This window comes from Salinimicrobium xinjiangense DSM 19287 (assembly GCF_000423585.1).
Lineage (GTDB): Bacteria > Bacteroidota > Bacteroidia > Flavobacteriales > Flavobacteriaceae > Salinimicrobium > Salinimicrobium xinjiangense.
The window spans coordinates 129,750-145,885 of record NZ_AUIG01000014.1; the positions used below are offsets into that span (position 1 = coordinate 129,750).

At 40.3% G+C, this 16,136-nt stretch carries 16 protein-coding genes; 15 read left to right on the forward strand and 1 reads right to left on the reverse strand.

The annotated features are described in order from the left end of the window. Nucleotides 1–3: 3 nt before the first annotated feature. From G564_RS0106045 to G564_RS0106100, 12 genes are all read left to right on the forward strand, one after another. Nucleotides 4–252, forward strand: coding sequence for a PLDc N-terminal domain-containing protein (locus tag G564_RS0106045; RefSeq protein WP_029036871.1), 249 nt, complete (start codon nucleotides 4–6; stop codon nucleotides 250–252). A 241-nt stretch (nucleotides 253–493) separates the two neighbouring features. Continuing rightward, on the forward strand, nucleotides 494–2,380 hold the full coding sequence (locus G564_RS0106050) for a S9 family peptidase (RefSeq protein ID WP_029036872.1): 1,887 nt from the start codon (nucleotides 494–496) through the stop codon (nucleotides 2,378–2,380). Nucleotides 2,381–2,386: 6 nt separating this feature from the next. Beyond that, on the forward strand, nucleotides 2,387–2,719 hold the full coding sequence (locus G564_RS0106055; protein ID WP_029036873.1) for a hypothetical protein: 333 nt from the start codon (nucleotides 2,387–2,389) through the stop codon (nucleotides 2,717–2,719). A 51-nt stretch (nucleotides 2,720–2,770) separates the two neighbouring features. Further along, nucleotides 2,771–3,256 (forward strand): CD225/dispanin family protein, encoded by a 486-nt coding sequence (locus tag G564_RS20125; protein ID WP_084625584.1) that lies wholly within the window; start codon nucleotides 2,771–2,773, stop codon nucleotides 3,254–3,256. A 76-nt stretch (nucleotides 3,257–3,332) separates the two neighbouring features. Then, nucleotides 3,333–3,626: a DUF2752 domain-containing protein gene (locus G564_RS20780; RefSeq protein ID WP_211224615.1), complete on the forward strand. Its 294-nt coding sequence runs from the start codon at nucleotides 3,333–3,335 to the stop codon at nucleotides 3,624–3,626. 3 nt (nucleotides 3,627–3,629) lie between these two features. Continuing rightward, complete coding sequence (locus tag G564_RS0106070; protein ID WP_029036876.1) at nucleotides 3,630–4,451, forward strand: alpha/beta hydrolase; 822 nt, start codon at nucleotides 3,630–3,632, stop codon at nucleotides 4,449–4,451. Between the two features lie 68 nt (nucleotides 4,452–4,519). Then, complete coding sequence (locus tag G564_RS0106075; RefSeq protein WP_029036877.1) at nucleotides 4,520–6,352, forward strand: ABC transporter ATP-binding protein; 1,833 nt, start codon at nucleotides 4,520–4,522, stop codon at nucleotides 6,350–6,352. 7 nt (nucleotides 6,353–6,359) lie between these two features. Next, the gene (locus G564_RS0106080; protein ID WP_029036878.1) at nucleotides 6,360–7,298 is read left to right on the forward strand and encodes an alpha/beta hydrolase; all 939 of its coding nucleotides are present in this window, start codon (nucleotides 6,360–6,362) and stop codon (nucleotides 7,296–7,298) included. 67 nt (nucleotides 7,299–7,365) lie between these two features. Continuing rightward, nucleotides 7,366–7,836, forward strand: coding sequence for a hypothetical protein (locus G564_RS0106085; protein WP_029036879.1), 471 nt, complete (start codon nucleotides 7,366–7,368; stop codon nucleotides 7,834–7,836). Nucleotides 7,837–7,846: 10 nt separating this feature from the next. Beyond that, on the forward strand, nucleotides 7,847–8,389 hold the full coding sequence (locus G564_RS0106090; RefSeq protein ID WP_029036880.1) for a 2'-5' RNA ligase family protein: 543 nt from the start codon (nucleotides 7,847–7,849) through the stop codon (nucleotides 8,387–8,389). Nucleotides 8,390–8,499: 110 nt separating this feature from the next. Beyond that, nucleotides 8,500–10,467 (forward strand): monovalent cation:proton antiporter family protein, encoded by a 1,968-nt coding sequence (locus G564_RS0106095; RefSeq protein WP_029036881.1) that lies wholly within the window; start codon nucleotides 8,500–8,502, stop codon nucleotides 10,465–10,467. A 112-nt stretch (nucleotides 10,468–10,579) separates the two neighbouring features. Continuing rightward, a complete protein-coding gene (locus G564_RS0106100; RefSeq protein ID WP_245583665.1) occupies nucleotides 10,580–12,265 on the forward strand; it encodes a formate--tetrahydrofolate ligase in 1,686 nt (561 codons plus the stop codon). Between the two features lie 79 nt (nucleotides 12,266–12,344). Here G564_RS0106100 and G564_RS0106105 read toward each other — a convergent pair whose 3' ends face one another. After that, on the reverse strand, nucleotides 12,345–12,788 hold the full coding sequence (locus G564_RS0106105) for a DUF2267 domain-containing protein (protein ID WP_029036883.1): 444 nt from the start codon (nucleotides 12,786–12,788) through the stop codon (nucleotides 12,345–12,347). 217 nt (nucleotides 12,789–13,005) lie between these two features. On the opposite strand from G564_RS0106105, the gene G564_RS0106110 reads away from it, so the two are divergent. The 3 genes from G564_RS0106110 to G564_RS0106120 all read left to right on the forward strand — a co-directional run. Further along, entirely contained in the window at nucleotides 13,006–14,463 is a 1,458-nt protein-coding gene (locus G564_RS0106110; RefSeq protein WP_029036884.1) for a RimK family protein, read from the forward strand. After that, nucleotides 14,460–15,707, forward strand: a complete 1,248-nt coding sequence (locus G564_RS0106115; RefSeq protein WP_029036885.1) for a carboxylate-amine ligase — start codon at nucleotides 14,460–14,462, stop codon at nucleotides 15,705–15,707. The genes G564_RS0106110 and G564_RS0106115 overlap by 4 nt, the downstream gene beginning before the upstream one ends. Before the next feature lie 159 nt (nucleotides 15,708–15,866). Further along, on the forward strand, nucleotides 15,867–16,136 hold a 270-nt coding region (locus G564_RS0106120; RefSeq protein ID WP_029036886.1), incomplete at its 3' end, for a hypothetical protein.

Sequence of the window (16,136 nt, forward strand, 5' to 3'; positions counted from 1 at the left end):
TCTATGGAAAATTTTGTCTTTCCGGTTTTTATCCTGGGATTATTTCTCTTCATCATTTTCTGGATATGGGCATTTTTGGATCTGGTTTCCTCTCCTTTTAAAAAAACAAGATGGAAAGTGGCATGGCTGCTCATAATTATTGCATTTCCGTTGCTTGGTGCTATCCTTTACCTCTTACTTGGGAAGGAATTTAAGGTACAGAGAAGCCGCAGGTTCCAGCCACAGTTCAGAGGTGAGAGGACTCTGGAATAATTCCTTTCAAAAATTACATTTTTGGCCCCTGTTTCGGCTCAAACTTTTTTTCTGAAAAAGGAGATTATCCTCATGCTTTGGAGATTATATTTCCGCTGAAGATTTACCACTGATCAACTTTTTTTGTTTAAAAATATTTCAGCTTATTAGTACCTTTAGCCTAAGCAAATGAAGAACTTTGGCCTAAGATCTTAGATGCTTCAGAAGCTATCTTAAAAGTTTTATACCAGATTGTATAATTATGAAACAAGTCTACTTTCTTTTCTTTCTTTCCCTTTTGTTCAGCAGCCTTCAGGCGCAAACCCTTACACCCGAAAAGTTATGGGAGCTGGGAAGTGTATCGGCCATAGGTCTTTCTGATGATAGTCAGAAAGTGATCTTTAATGTAAGATCCTACAGTCTCGAGGAGAACACAAGCACCTCAAAAACCTATGTTGTTCCTGTTAAAGGAGGAGAGGCTGTTCAGATCAATAACTACGATAGTATTAGGAAAGATTCAAAAATTTCTCCTGCCGGGGAATGGAAAATAGTTCCTAAAGAAGTTAAGGTACATCCGGTAACGGGAAAGGATTTCTATCCTGAACTCGAAAAGTCTGATGTTTATATCTACGACAATCTTAATTACCGGCATTGGGATACGTGGGAAGACGGTCTTTACAGCCATCTATTCCTTCAGAATTTAAAGACAGGGGAAGAATTTGACATCATGGAAGGAGAGCCGCATAGCACTCCACTAGAACCTTTTGGTGGCTCTGAAGATTATATCTGGAACAATGATGGTTCTAAAGTGTACTATGTATCGAAAAAGTTACACGGCAGAGATTACGCTGTTAGTACAAATACAGACATTTACGTTTATGACGTTGCTAAAAAGACCACATCTAATTTAACTGAAGAGAACCAGGGCTATGATACCCAGCCTGCTTTTTCCAAAGATGGAGTGCTCGCATGGTTACAAATGGACGAGCCTGGCTATGAATCTGATAAGAATGACATCATTATTCTCCGTGATGAAAATAAAATAAACCTCACCAAAGACTGGGACGGTACGGTTGACAGCTTCCGCTGGAGCAAAGATGGCAAATCCATATTTTTTGTTGCTCCGGTAATGGGAACCAAACAGCTTTTCCAACTTAAGATATCTAAAAAAGGATCTTCAGAAATTGAGCAACTCACTCAGGGTCAGTTTGACATCACAGGTATGGTAGGGCAGGCAGGGAATACCATGGTGGTTACCAGAACCGATATGAACCATGCTGCCGAGATTTATACAGTAGATCTAAAGAACGGTAGAATGAGTCAGCTTACGCAGGTGAATGATGAATTTTATAGCGGGATCAAGCTTAGCAAGGTGGAAAAGCGAATGGTGCCCACCACAGACGGAAAGGAAATGCTAACCTGGGTGATCTATCCTCCCGATTTTGATGCTTCCAAAAAGTATCCTGCTTTATTATATCTCCAGGGAGGCCCGCAATCTCCTTTATCACAGTTCTATTCCTTTAGATGGAATTTCCAGTTGATGGCTGCAAATGGATATATTGTTGTCGCGCCCAATAGACGGGGGATGCCGGGATATGGAGTAGAGTGGAATGAACAGATAAGCGGAGACTGGGGCGGACAAAATATCCGGGATTACCTTTCGGCTATAGATGAGATAAGCGAAGAACCATTTGTAGATAAAGAAAGAATAGGAGCGGTAGGCGCAAGTTATGGAGGTTATTCGGTCTTCTTTCTTGCAGGAATGCACAATGACCGGTTTAAGACTTTTATTGCTCATGACGGTATTTTCAATACCAGAAGCATGTATGGGACAACAGAAGAATTGTTTTTTGTGAATAAAGACCTTGGAGGAGCTTACTGGGAAACTCCCACCCCAAAAGCTTACACAGAATTTAATCCTATTAATTTTGTAGACAAATGGGATACTCCCATTATGATCGTGCAGGGAGGTACAGATTTTAGGGTTCCGATAGGGCAGGGGCTGGAGGCATTTCAGGCTGCACAACTTAGAGGTATAAAAAGTAAACTACTATATTTTCCTATGGAAAACCACTGGATCCTCACAGCTCAAAATGCTATCGTATGGCAAAGGGAATTTTTCAAATGGTTAGAAGAAACACTTGAATAAAATATTATGAAAGTAAGAACCTGTCCAAACTGCGGCTATAAATATTCATTTTGGCTACATCTTAGAAAGCATTTCTTCACGAATGTTTTTTCCTCATGGAGCTGCATAAATTGCAATGCCGACCTTATAGTTGATGCAAAAAGAAGGATCCTGTTATTAGTTATAGGAATTGTGCCTATAGCTGCACTGCCTATTCTGGTAGATTTTTTCATGGGGTATTACCTGGGTCGGCCGATAAGCTGGACACTGTCTGTGGTGCTCGTTATTATTTGGGCTACCTACATTTTTAGCCTGGACCATTTTCGGCTGGCAGAGGAGAAGCATGTAGAGGAGGTTTAAAAATTAGAAAAAGCTGATCTTAAAAATTGAACCATAAATTATGACTCTGCTATGATACAATACTATTACTCCGACGGATTGGCCAAGCACGGTCCATACGCTCTTGAGGAATTAAAAAAAAGAAAGCTGAGTCGAAACACCATGGTATGGCATCATCCCATGGAAAAGTGGCTTCCGGCAGAACAATTTCCTGAATTGCAGGAGCTTTTTGAAGGAGAGACGACAGTAGAGCAAATTCCGGGAACTCCCGAAAGACCTGTGCAAAGTTCAAGACTCAACCCTTATGATCGTATGCCGCGCACCTGGCTTGTGGAGTCCATTCTGGTCACCATCTTCTGTTGTATGCCTTTTGGTATAGCAGGGATTGTAAATGCCGCCAGGGTGGAGACACGCTTCAACAACGGAGATGTGGAAGGAGCCAGGCGCAGTTCTCATGAAGCCGGAAAATGGACGAAGATAGGCTTTTGGGTGACCCTGGCCTTCCTGTTACTTTATGCTGTTTTTATAGGAATTGCAGTGGCTTTTGATCATTACTAAAAAAATACCCGCTACAGGTCTATTTGTCTTATTAGGAATAGGACTGATAATTATTTACAAAGTATTTGATCCTGCTTTGACAGCGTTTTTTCCTGCCTGTCCCTTTTATACCTATACCGGTTTTCTCTGTCCCGGATGTGGTTCTCAACGGGCAATTCATCATTTACTGAATTTCCATTTTTCCGGAGCATTAACTCAAAATCCTTTGATGGTGCTTTCTCTTCCTTATGTGCTGGCAGGATTAATCATTGACCGTCTGCCACATTATTCCCCTGCAATTCGAAAATGGCGGCAGGTCCTCTTCGGAAGAAAAGCTATTTATATTATTCTTGCTGCAATTATTTCTTTTTGGATCTTTAGAAATCTTTAGAATATGGGGCTCAAAAATGTCATTTTTATAAGTTGTTTTTTCGCTCTTACTTCCGTTTTTTCTCAGAGCAGTGCCTCTTCGAATATATATGTTTTCACCATAGAAGCTCCTCAACTTGATACTGTCAAAACCATAAGAATTTATCTTCCTGAAGCTTATAAGGATTCAGAAGAAGGTTATCCTGTGATCTATATGCATGACGCCCAAAATTTATTTGACACCACCACAGCTTTCGCAGGAGAAAGGGGGGTTGATGAATTTTTAGATAATCAGGAAGGGCAACAGGTGATCGTTATTGGAATTGATCATGGCAATGAAAAGAGAATAGCTGAACTCACTCCATTTGCTCATGAAAAGTACGGGGGAGGTGAGGCTAAAGCTTATATTGAATTTATAACTGAAACCTTAAAACCTCATGTCGACAGCACTTTTAGGACTCGACCTGATGCTCCAAATACCAGTATCATGGGCTCATCCCTTGGAGGTCTCGTCTCTTTTTATGCAGCTGTAAAGCATCCTGAAATATTTGGAAAAGCAGGAGTTTTTTCTCCGTCTTTCTGGTATAGTGATGAGATATTTGCTTTTGCTGAAGCTTCAGAAGTATCACCTTCTTCAAAGTTTTATTTTCTCGGTGGTACTTCCGAAGGAAAAGCTATGATCCCCGACATTGTGAGAATGAAAGATATGATGATTGGGAAAGGTATTCCGAAGGAAAACTTACGCGTGAATATTGTGGAGGGGGGAGAGCACAATGAAAGTTTTTGGAGCAGTGAATTCCCTGAAGCTTTTAAATGGCTGATCCAACCTGTTAGCCCGGCAAAATAATCTACTTCAAAAATGCTATTTTTGAGAGGTAAGATATTCTGAATTCCATTTCAAATAAATCAAAATAATTGCCACGCCCACAACGCTCTATATCACCAAATAAATTCAGGTTCAGGGAAAGTTTTTCTTCTCTCAAATTTGTTCCGCGGTTTTTTAACGAAATCCGAAAAGTGAATCCGCTGCTTTTTTATACCAATGTTTTGGGGCGGTTTATTAACGCTATACTCCCGGTGATCATGTTATGGGTGGGAAAGTTGATCATTGACGAGGTGGTGGTCCAGATCGCGGCAGATGTAAAGGATATGGACCGGCTGTGGACACTGGTAGCAGTAGAATTTGTCCTTGCCATAGTTTCAGATCTTTTAAGCCGCGGCATTAGCCTTAGCGATGCGCTTTTGGGTGATCAATATTCAATTGATACATCTGTAAAAATTATAAAAAAGACTTCAGAAGTAGATCTCGACGAGCTGGAAGATTCAGAGTTTTATGATAAGCTTGAGAGGGCCCGGCAACAAACTACAGGTAGAGTTGGGCTAATGTCCAATGTCCTTACCCAGGGAGAAGATATAATCGTTATTATGTCTCTTCTGGCCGGGGTAGTGGCTTTTGAACCCTGGCTAATTATTTTGCTTTTAGTATCGATCATTCCCACTATGATCAACGAGATCAAATTTAGCGGGACCAGTTACTCCCTTGCAAGGAGCTGGACCCAGGAACGACGGGAGCTTGACTATCTCAGATATGCCGGGGCCAGCGATGTTACTGCAAAAGAGGTGAAACTTTTTGGGTTGAGTGAATATCTTGCGAACAGATTTAAAGGTTTATCAGACAAATATTATTTTCAGAGTAAAAAACTGGCAAAACAACGTGCCGGCTGGGGCTCATTTTTCAATATTATAGGAACCACTGCTTATTATGCAGCCTATGTCCTAATTGTTTTCAGGACTGTGGCGGGTGTCTTCTCTCTTGGGGATCTTACCTTTCTCGCGGGATCATTCAATCGTCTCCGCCAGAAACTCCAGGGATTTTTTACACGGTTCACGGCCATCACTGAAAGCGCCCTGTACCTGCAGGATTATTTTGAATTTCTAGATTTGAGTTATGTAGAACGCACATCTGAAGGGAAGCTTCCGCTCCCGAAGAATATAAAAAAGGGATTCGAATTCAGGAATGTGGGCTTTAAATACCCTAAATCTGAAAGATGGGTGGTAAGAAATATTAATTTTGAGCTCAGGGCAGGAGAGAAACTTGCATTTGTGGGAGAGAACGGCGCAGGAAAAACAACACTCATAAAACTTTTGCTTCAATTCTATGAACCAACAGAAGGAGAGATCTTACTGGACGATATTCCTGTTAAAGAATATGATCGCAAGGCATATCAACAATTCTTCGGAGTCATATTTCAGGATTTTGTGAAGTTTGAACTAACGCTAAGGGAGAATATAGCCATGGGAGAGATATCTGAAATTCATGACGAACAAAGAATAGCCGGTGCGGCCGAAAAAAGCCTCGCCGACCAGGTGGTGACCGAACTTCCTTTTGGTTACGACCAGCAGTTGGGGAAGAGATTCAAACAAGGAAAAGATCTATCGGGTGGGCAGTGGCAAAAAATAGCTATTGCAAGGGCCTACATGAAAAATGCTGAAGTGCTCATTCTCGATGAACCTACGTCGGCCCTGGATGCCCGGGCCGAAACTGAAGCCTTTGACCGGTTTATAAAACTTACCGAAGGAAAGACCGCGGTGATCATTTCCCATCGTTTTAGCACCGTGAGGATAGCAGACAGGATCATGGTGCTAAAGGATGGAGCCGTGCTGGAAATTGGTACACATGAAGAACTAATGCAGAACGGAAAATTATATTCAGAACTTTTCAACCTGCAGGCAGCAGGTTATAAATAATCAGATTATGAAGAGAACATTTTTACTCCTGTTGATCACTGCTATGGCTTGTAAAAGTCCGCAAAGAAATATTGTGACAGAAGCTTCAGGCCTGCGGACTTCTTCAGGCACTGTGGAACGCATTAAAGAGTTTCCTTCTCAATTCGTCCCTCACAGAAACATAGATGTGTGGCTTCCGGAGAATTATCCTTCTGCAGGAAAATATCAGGTTTTGTATATGCATGACGGGCAGATGCTATTTGATCCTTCCTTCACCTGGAACAAGCAGGAATGGGGGGTGGATGAAACCATGCAGCGGTTAATAAGTGAGGATAGTATTCCCGCCACTATAGTAGTAGGCATCTGGAATTCCGGTGCAAACAGGCATTCAGAATATTTTCCGCAGAAGCCTTTTATGGAACTTTCAGAAGAAATAGGAGAAGCTTATGTAAAGGAAAATGAAAAGAAAAAAGGCCTCTTTTCAAATTCGGTTTTTTCAGATGCATATTTAAAATTTATTGTTGAGGAACTTAAACCTTTCATTGATAGCACTTATGCCACACGGCCTGAACGAGATGCGACATTTATCGCCGGGTCCAGTATGGGCGGATTGATCTCCTGGTATGCAGTCTCTGAATATCCTGAAGTTTTTGGAGGTGCGGCTGCTATTTCAACTCACTGGCCTGGGATTGAAGCTAAAGAAGATAACCCCGTCCCCGGAATGTTTTTGGGATATCTAAGGGATAACTTGCCTGCTCCCGGTAACCACAGGTTTTATTTTGATTATGGAACCGAAACCTTAGATGCTTTGTATGAACCGCATCAAAGGAAGGTGGATAATCTTATGGAAGAATTTGGTTATTCTGAAGATAACTGGATAACGAGAAAGTTTGAAGGGGCAGACCATTCTGAGGATTCCTGGAAAGCAAGACTGGCAATCCCGCTGAGATTTTTACTTAAAAATTAACTTTTAAGAAGGTAACAATCTTCTGAATTTGCGTCTTATAAATATACCTAAGGATAAGTTTTACTAAATGAAAATAGAGGAGGCCATTCAACGCCTGGAGAGATCTGCAGGAATTCCCGAAAGAAACACTTCTGTAAGGATCAAACAAAAGTTCAGTAATATTTTGCATGAAGTCAAATACAAAGAGCTTTCTCCGGATCAATTGCTAAGAATAGAAGAAGAACTGGAACAAATATTTGATGGTTTGGATCTTGGAACAGAAAATGCAGACCGGCAACTAAAGATGAGATTGCGGAGGCTGCTTAAATATTTAAGAATTAATTTTTCGCTGGTTCCTGAAGGTTATTGTGCTACATACGGTTTGAAACTCGGATTATCTGGCGGATTGTTAATCATGCTCATTCTTCTAATATATACATCATCCACTCTTACCTTTTATACTCCTTTAGGTGGTTTGATCACTGGATTTATAGTTGGCTCTCTTTGCGATCGCCGGCAAAAGAATAAAGGAAAATCTTTACTCACTCGAATGGTATAGACCCTCAAAAATGGCAAATTCAAAGGCTCTTTATTTTCTGGCTCTTGTTCCCCCAAATGAAGTAAAGGAGGAAATTCGACAAATTAAGCTGGAGATCAAAGAGAAATATGATGCATCACACGCCTTAAAATTACCGGCCCATATTACAATCATTCCTCCATTCCGTCTTGAGAAGCAACAAGAGGGGGATATATTTAAAAAGCTTAAGCTAATAAGTTCCTTTCAAGCTGGATTCACCGTAAAACTTAAGAATTTTGGACATTTCGGGCAGCGGGTAATCTTTATTGAGGTAGAAAATCCTCAACCGGTAATGGATATTTACACTAAAGCCAAAACATATTTACCTTCGTGTTTTTCTAATCCTGAAGATTCTTCCCTTCACCCGCACATCACCCTTGCCACCCGGGATCTAAAAAAAGATAAATTTAAAGAAGCCTGGCAGGAATTTAAAACCCGCACTTATTCGGGTTCCTTTGAAGCGATAAGTCTGCTTCTATTCAAACACAACGGGAAATCCTGGGATATTTACAAGGAGTTTTCATTTAACTTGTAGAAGAAAGATTGGATTTAGGATTTTCGGGAAAAAGTTGATTGTTTAAACTGTACTTTTCTTCAAAATAAATACATTTAACCAGGGATTATTTAAATCTTTATTCACAGCCTATGCATTTTCCATTACTTCAGGATATAGTGGTTTTACTGGGATTTTCGATGGTAGTGGTAATGTTGCTTCAGAGATTCCGGATGCCCTCCATTCTTGGATTTTTAATTACGGGAATTGTAATTGGACCTTTTGGATTTGCACTTATTGAAAATCCAGATCAGGTGGAACTCCTTTCAGAAATTGGAGTTATCCTATTGATGTTCGTCATTGGAATGGAGCTCTCCATTAAACAACTGGCATCCATGAAACGGACGGTCTTCTACGGTGGTTTTCTACAGGTAGGATTAAGTATAGTTGTGACCGGATTGATCTTTTACTTCCTCGGATTTTCATGGAATGAATCGGTGTTTATCGGTTTTCTTTTTTCGCTTTCAAGTACCGCGATTGTATTAAAGATACTGCAGGACCGCAATGAGATTACTGCACCCCATGGCCGTACAGCCCTCGGAATCCTTATTTTCCAGGACCTCATAGTAGTTCCCATGATGCTGGTAACTCCCATTATGGCGGGAAGCTCCGGCAACCTTTTTAATGAAGTTTTATTTTTAATACTTAAGAGTGCACTGGTCATAGCATTTACTTATGTAAGTGCAAAGTACCTCGTTCCCCGGGGAATGTATCTAATAGCAAAAAGCAAGAGCAAAGAATTGTTTCTATTGGCGACTATAACCCTTTGTTTTACGGTTGCTTTCATTACGGCTTCTGCCGGTTTATCTCTGGCCTTTGGAGCCTTTCTTGCGGGTTTGATCATTTCAGAATCAGATTACAGTCATCAGGCTACCAGCACTATTTTGCCTTTTAGAGAGCTTTTTATAAGCTTTTTCTTCATTTCGATAGGAATGCTGCTCAATCTTCAGTTCTTTATTGAGAATACTGGAATCATTCTTTTAATGGTTCTCGCTGTACTTCTTATCAAAGGGGGAGTTGTTGCCCTGGCTGTAGCTGCCTTAAAATATCCTGCAAGGACCATTCTTCTTTCTTCCATGGCCCTTTTTCAGGTGGGGGAATTTGCTTTTATCCTTTCGAAAATAGGAATTGAAAGTGGTCTGTTGACGCCAGAAATGAACCAGTATTTCCTTTCTGTTTCCGTCTTTACCATGTTTCTTACTCCTTTTATTATTATGTTCTCGGGCAGGATCTCAGATCATTTACTGAAACCTCTGAATAAGAGAACGAACCCTCAAAAATCATTTTCTAAAGCTGAATCTGAAGAAGAGCTGGAAAATCATCTGGTTATCGTAGGTTACGGGATAAACGGAACCAATCTGGCCCGGGCGGCAAAATATGCCGAGATACCTTATATGATCCTGGAATTAAATGCACAAATTGTAAAACAGGAAAAAGCTAAAGGTGAACCCATTATGTATGGAGATGCAGTTCAGGAACACATGCTGGACTTTGTTAATGTAAAAAAAGCGAGGGTAGTGGTAGTGGCAATTTCCGATCCACAGGCTACAAAAACAATTGTTTCGAATATTCGTCACCTTTCTCCTTCTGTATATATTGTAGTAAGGACCCGATATGTAAAGGAAATAGAAAGCCTGCTTGCTCTTGGGGCAGATGAAGTCATTCCGGAGGAATTTGAAACTTCAATTGAGATCTTTTCCCGGGTGCTGACCAATTACCTGGTACCGGTTGATGAGCTGGAGAATTTGGTAGACTCTGTAAGAGCCGACAATTACCAGGTATTTCAATCCCGGAAAACCTTTCACAGCTTTCACTCCTCTGCCATTCCCGACTTTAAGATTAGCTGCGTCAGGGTTTTGGCCGACAGTGGGCCTGTAGTAGGAAAAACTATTGAAGAAGTAGATGTACGACGAAAGTACGGGGTAAATATTCTTGCTGTTTCCAGGAAAGGAGAAATGATCACAAGTGTCTTTCCCAATGTAAAGCTTTTACAGCATGACCGGGTTTTCATTAGCGGAGACCAGGAACATATTGATGCTTTTTATAAGGCAGTTAACTAAGCCTGAAACATTTCTTCGCAAACGTTTGAAAAATCTGTAAAAACCTGATACTTATCATTCCTTCCTGCTGGCCTTGTACCTAATTTTGTTGTCAATAAAAAGCAGGAAATAGATGATGACCACAGCACCTCTTACCGATCTGGAAATTGCCCAGAAGATCCAATTAAAACCTATTACAGAAATTGCCAAAAAGTTAGGACTCGACTCCGAAGAGATCGAGATGTACGGAAAGTATAAAGCCAAGCTTCCGTTATCCAGGATTGACAAAGACAAGCTTAAGAACAGTAATCTTATTCTGGTTTCAGCAATCTCACCTACTCCGGCAGGGGAAGGAAAAACTACAGTTTCCATTGGTCTTTCAGAAGCCTTGAACCGTATTGGAAAGAAAACAACAGTGGTATTGCGTGAACCTTCTTTAGGTCCTGTATTCGGGATCAAGGGTGGTGCCACAGGAGGAGGCTATTCTCAGGTGCTTCCCATGGAAGATATCAATCTTCATTTTACAGGTGATTTTTCGGCAATAGAAAAAGCGCATAATTTACTGGCAGCTCTGGTTGACAATAATATTCAGTCAAAGACTAATAATCTGGGACTTGATCCAAGAACCGTCTCTCTTAAGCGGGTAATGGATGTTAATGACCGTGCCCTTAGAAATATTGTGATAGGTCTTGGAGGTACAGGATCGGGAATTCCGCGGGAGAGCGGCTTTGACATCACCGCGGCATCAGAGATCATGGCTATTATGTGCCTTGCAGAAAACCTGGAAGATCTTAAAGGTCGTTTAGGGAATATCTTTATTGGATATACCTTTAATAAAAAACCGGTCTTTGCGCGGGATCTAAACGCTGAAGGGGCAATGGCAACTTTGCTCAAAGATGCCTTAAAACCTAATCTCGTTCAAACTATAGAAGGAAATCCTGCAATTATTCACCTGGGACCTTTTGCAAATATTGCACAGGGAACCAATTCGGTAATCGCCACCCGCATGGGAATGAGCCTTTCAGACTACACGGTGACAGAAGCAGGTTTTGGTTTCGATCTTGGAGCAGAAAAATTCCTTGATATCAAATGTCAAAGTGCCGGATTGTCACCAAAGGTTGTGGTGATGACAACAACCATCAGGGCATTAAAATATCATGGTGGCGCACCTCTTTCATCTCTTACAATACCTAATGTTGAAGCTCTTGAGAAAGGTCTTCCTAACCTGGAGAAACATCTTGAAAATGCACGGCAGTTTAATATAACTCCTATTATAGCGATCAATAAGTTCTACAGTGATAGTGATGAAGAGATTCAGGTTATCCTTGATTTAGCTGATAAACTAGATATCAAAGTTGCACTTTCAGACGGTTGGGCCAAAGGAGGAGAAGGAGCTTTAGATTTGGCTTATAAAGTGATAGAAGCTATAGAAGAAGGGAAATCTGAATTTAAACCGCTTTACGACTGGGAAGATTCAGTAATGAATAAAATTGAAACTATAGCTAAAAAGATCTATGGGGCCGACAGGGTTGAATATGCACCCAAAGCCCGTAAGGATCTAAAGACTATTATGGACCTTGGACTGGAAGAATTACCTGTTTGCATTGCAAAGACTCAGAAATCATTGTCAGACGATCCTATGCTGCTGGGTAGGCCTTCAGGATTTACTCTTAATGTAAGGCAAATTGAAATAGCTTCGGGCGCAGGATTTTTAATCCCGATAACCGGAGACATGATGCGGATGCCGGGATTACCTGCACATCCGGCATCAGAAAATATCACTATTGATTTGGAAGGAAATATTTCGGGGCTAATTTAGGGGCAAGAACTGTTTTCTTCCATAACAAAAGAACCTTCCGGAAATTCCGGAAGGTTCTTCATTTTTAAAGAAATTTTTATCAGGATACTAATTCTTTTACTTCTTTAGGTAATTGATCCTTTATGTGATGGAGTTGATCATCACTCATAAATTTTTTAAGGGAATTGAGTGTAATGGAAATGATTTCTTCAGTAGATTTCTTCCATGGAAAATCCTCTTCTCCATACTGCGCCTGAATTTGCTTTACTTCAGTTTTCATTTCTTCAATGCTGCTGAAATCTTTTGGTGGTTTTTCAGTGTATTTCCAGTTCTCTACATATATCCCTTTAAAGATCATTGGAAGAGGATCGATTATTTGAAAAGATTCCCCTAAATGTATTCTGTCTCTAATGGTATGCATGACCGCTCTCCATATAGTAAGTACCCTGTCCTTTTCCTCGGGATGTTCAAGATCCCTGGCCAGTTCATTGACATAATCATATGCCTCTTTGGCAAATTTGTTAAAACTTAAATTGGATTCCATATGATTCTTTTTTTGGTTAATATTCAGTTTCTATTAGAATATAAGAAATATGGAAGATTGCGTCAAGGAATTACTCTTGTTTAACTATTTGTAAAACAGTATTTTAATTGTTTCGGAGATAATTGAGATCAAAATAAAGGGTGCCGGAGAAATATTTTTGTCACTGCTGATTTTCAACTAATTTTTCCTCTACATTTGAATAAAATTTACATCCTTAATGAATAAATATTTAGTCGTAAATAAACCTGAAAACTGGAATATTTCTCTTGAAAATGTCCGGGTTATTTCGGCCAAAGATTACCTTACAAAACCCGAATTCTCCCGACAAAAAAAGGCCCGTGTTTTCAACCTTTGTAAAGACTACTCCTATCAATCCAAAGGCTACTATGTTTCCCTGCTCGCTGAAGCACGAGGTCATCTGGCCATTCCAACAGTTAAGAATATTGTAGATCTAAGGGAGCCGAAACTGGTAAAGATCGTTTCAGATGAATTTGATGATCTTATCCAGAGAAGTCTTAAGAGCATAAAATCAACCGAATTCACACTGAGTATTTATTTTGGTCAAAATGTGGCTCAAAAATATAAGGAGCTGAGTGCGATGTTTCACAGGCATTTCCAGATTCCTTTTATTCGCGTAAAATTCAATTACACCAATAAATGGAATATAAAATCCATTAAAGCTTTATCTGAAGTAGAGATCCCAGGGGAACATTTACCTTATATGCGTGATTTCGCCATTCAGTACTTTGCAAAGAAGAGATACGATACCCCAAAAAGTGAATCCTACGAATATGATCTCGCTATTTTGATCCAGGAGCATGATCCTGCGCCTCCCAGCAATCAGAAAGCTTTGAAGAAATTTGCTGAAGTTGCAGAGAAGATGAATTTCTATGTGGAATTTGTCTATCCAAAAGATCTTTCACGTCTTTCGGCTTTTGATGCCTTATTGATACGGCAGAGCACCGAAGTTAATAACGATGCATATGCTTTTGCCCGAAAGGCGCAACAGGAAGATATTGCCATTGTGGATTATCCCGATGCAATTCTTAAATGCTGCAATAAGGTATTCATGGCAGAAGCTCTGGAAAATGCAGGAATTCCTACTCCCAGAACGATAATAGTACATAAGGACAACAGAAACAAGATCATTGAAAAAACAGGTTTGCCACTGGTTTTGAAGTCTCCCGATTCTACTTTCTCCTTTGGAGTAAAAAAGGCTTCCACTCCCGAAGAATATGAAACGCTGGTAGGGGAGATGCTCAAAAAATCTGAACTCGTGATCGCACAGGAGTTTACACCTTCAGATTATGATTGGCGTATAGGAATTCTTGACGACAAACCTCTGTTCGCCTGCCGTTACTATATGGCTAAGGGTCACTGGCAGATCTATAACTGGGATGCCGGTAAAAAGGATGATCGCGAAGGCAATGCAGATGTAATGTCCATTGAGGAAGTGCCGAAGAAAATTTTGAACGCTGCCCTTAAATCAGCCAGATTAATGGGGAAAGGTCTTTATGGCATAGATGTAAAAGAGGTAAATGGGAAGCCTCTTGTTATAGAAATCAATGATAATCCCAATATAGATTTTGGAGTAGAAGATCGGTTCTATGGTGATAAAATCTATATAGAGATACTTACTGCTCTTAAAAATCGTCTTGAAAAGAAAACCCAATGAGTTATCAACTTTTTGAAGTTTTTGGAGTAGAGTTGGAGTATATGTTGGTGCATTCCAAAACGCTGAGGGTAAATCCTATCGTTGACAAACTGCTGACCCGCAAGAATGGCACATTAACATCTGATGTGGAGAACGGAAAGATCGAATGGAGTAACGAACTTGTTGCACATGTGGTGGAGATGAAAACCAACGGCCCCACTGCCGATCTTGAATCCCTGGATGAACTTTTTGCCGAAAATGTGGCTGAGATGAATCTGCTGTTAAAGGAATTTGATTCAGAACTCTTGCCGACAGCAGCCCATCCTTTAATGCATCCTGAAACCGAAATGCAGTTGTGGCAGCATAACTACAGCAAAATATATGCTTTATATAACCGGATTTTCGATTGTAGAGGGCATGGCTGGAGTAATGTACAAAGTATGCATCTTAATTTGCCGTTTTCAGGGGATATGGAATTTGAAAAGCTGCATGCGGCAGTACGTATCCTTCTTCCAATCATCCCTGCATTAAGTGCAAGCTCTCCTGTTTTTGAAGGAAAATTCACAGGATTTAAAGATACGCGGATGCAGGTGTATAAGACCAACCAGAAGGAAATTCCTGAAATGACAGGTAAGGTCATACCCGAACAATTATTTAGCAGAAAAGATTACTTCAGTGGGATCTTTGAGCCCATCAACAAGGCAATAGGTCCACACGATACAGAAGGTATCCTGGACCATCATTTTCTCAATTCCCGGGGAGCCATTGCCCGGTTTGACAGGGGAGCGATTGAGATTCGGGTGATAGATATACAGGAATGTCCCAAAGCCGATGTAGCCATTGCTGTTTTAATTATTGAAGCACTTAAGCTTTTGGTAAGTGAAGAATTGGTTTCTTTAGAAGATCAAAAAAACTGGCATGAAAATGATCTTTTTGAGATCTTTAATTCCGTCATTGTTGATGCTGAAAATACCAGTGTCAAAGATGGCAATTTCGCCGATATTTTTGATCAGGAAGCGGGAGTAACAGTAAATGAAATCTGGAAAAAGATCTATGCTCACGTAAAGGAGAATATTTCTGAAAAACATCAAAATTCTATTGAATTGCTTCTGAAAAACGGAAGCCTTTCAACCCGAATACTCAATGCCTTGGGAGAAGATCCTTCAGAAGAAGAAATTCTTCGGGTTTATAGGGAACTGGCAGATTGCCTGGCAGAAAACCGGTTTTTTCTCAATAAACAATTAACAGTTACCAATTACCAATAAACAATTATCAAAAACATAACTATACAACCCTGGAACCTGCAATCTGGAACCTTAAACCTGGAATCTGGAACCTTAAACCTTGAGTCCACTCTAAAAACAAATTTACTTCAATTAATTCTAAGAATGGATTATCTTTAAACCACTTTCCAATGTACTATCATGTTTAGAAAAACTCAGGATTCTTCTCAATCAGATCTCTTCTCTGGTTTTGGCCAATTGCTTGATGACAAGAAAGATAAGAAGCTAAACGATCCAAAGGCCTGGTACAATATTTTTTATAAATACTTTGTTTCCAGGATTGATGAAGAAAAATTTGCTGTTCTTTTTTCCTCTACCGGTCGTCCCAATGCCTCAGTGAAGACTTTGGTGGGGATGATGTCTTTAAAGGAAGGTTTTGGCTGGAGTGATTCCCAGCTTTTTGAGCAAGTG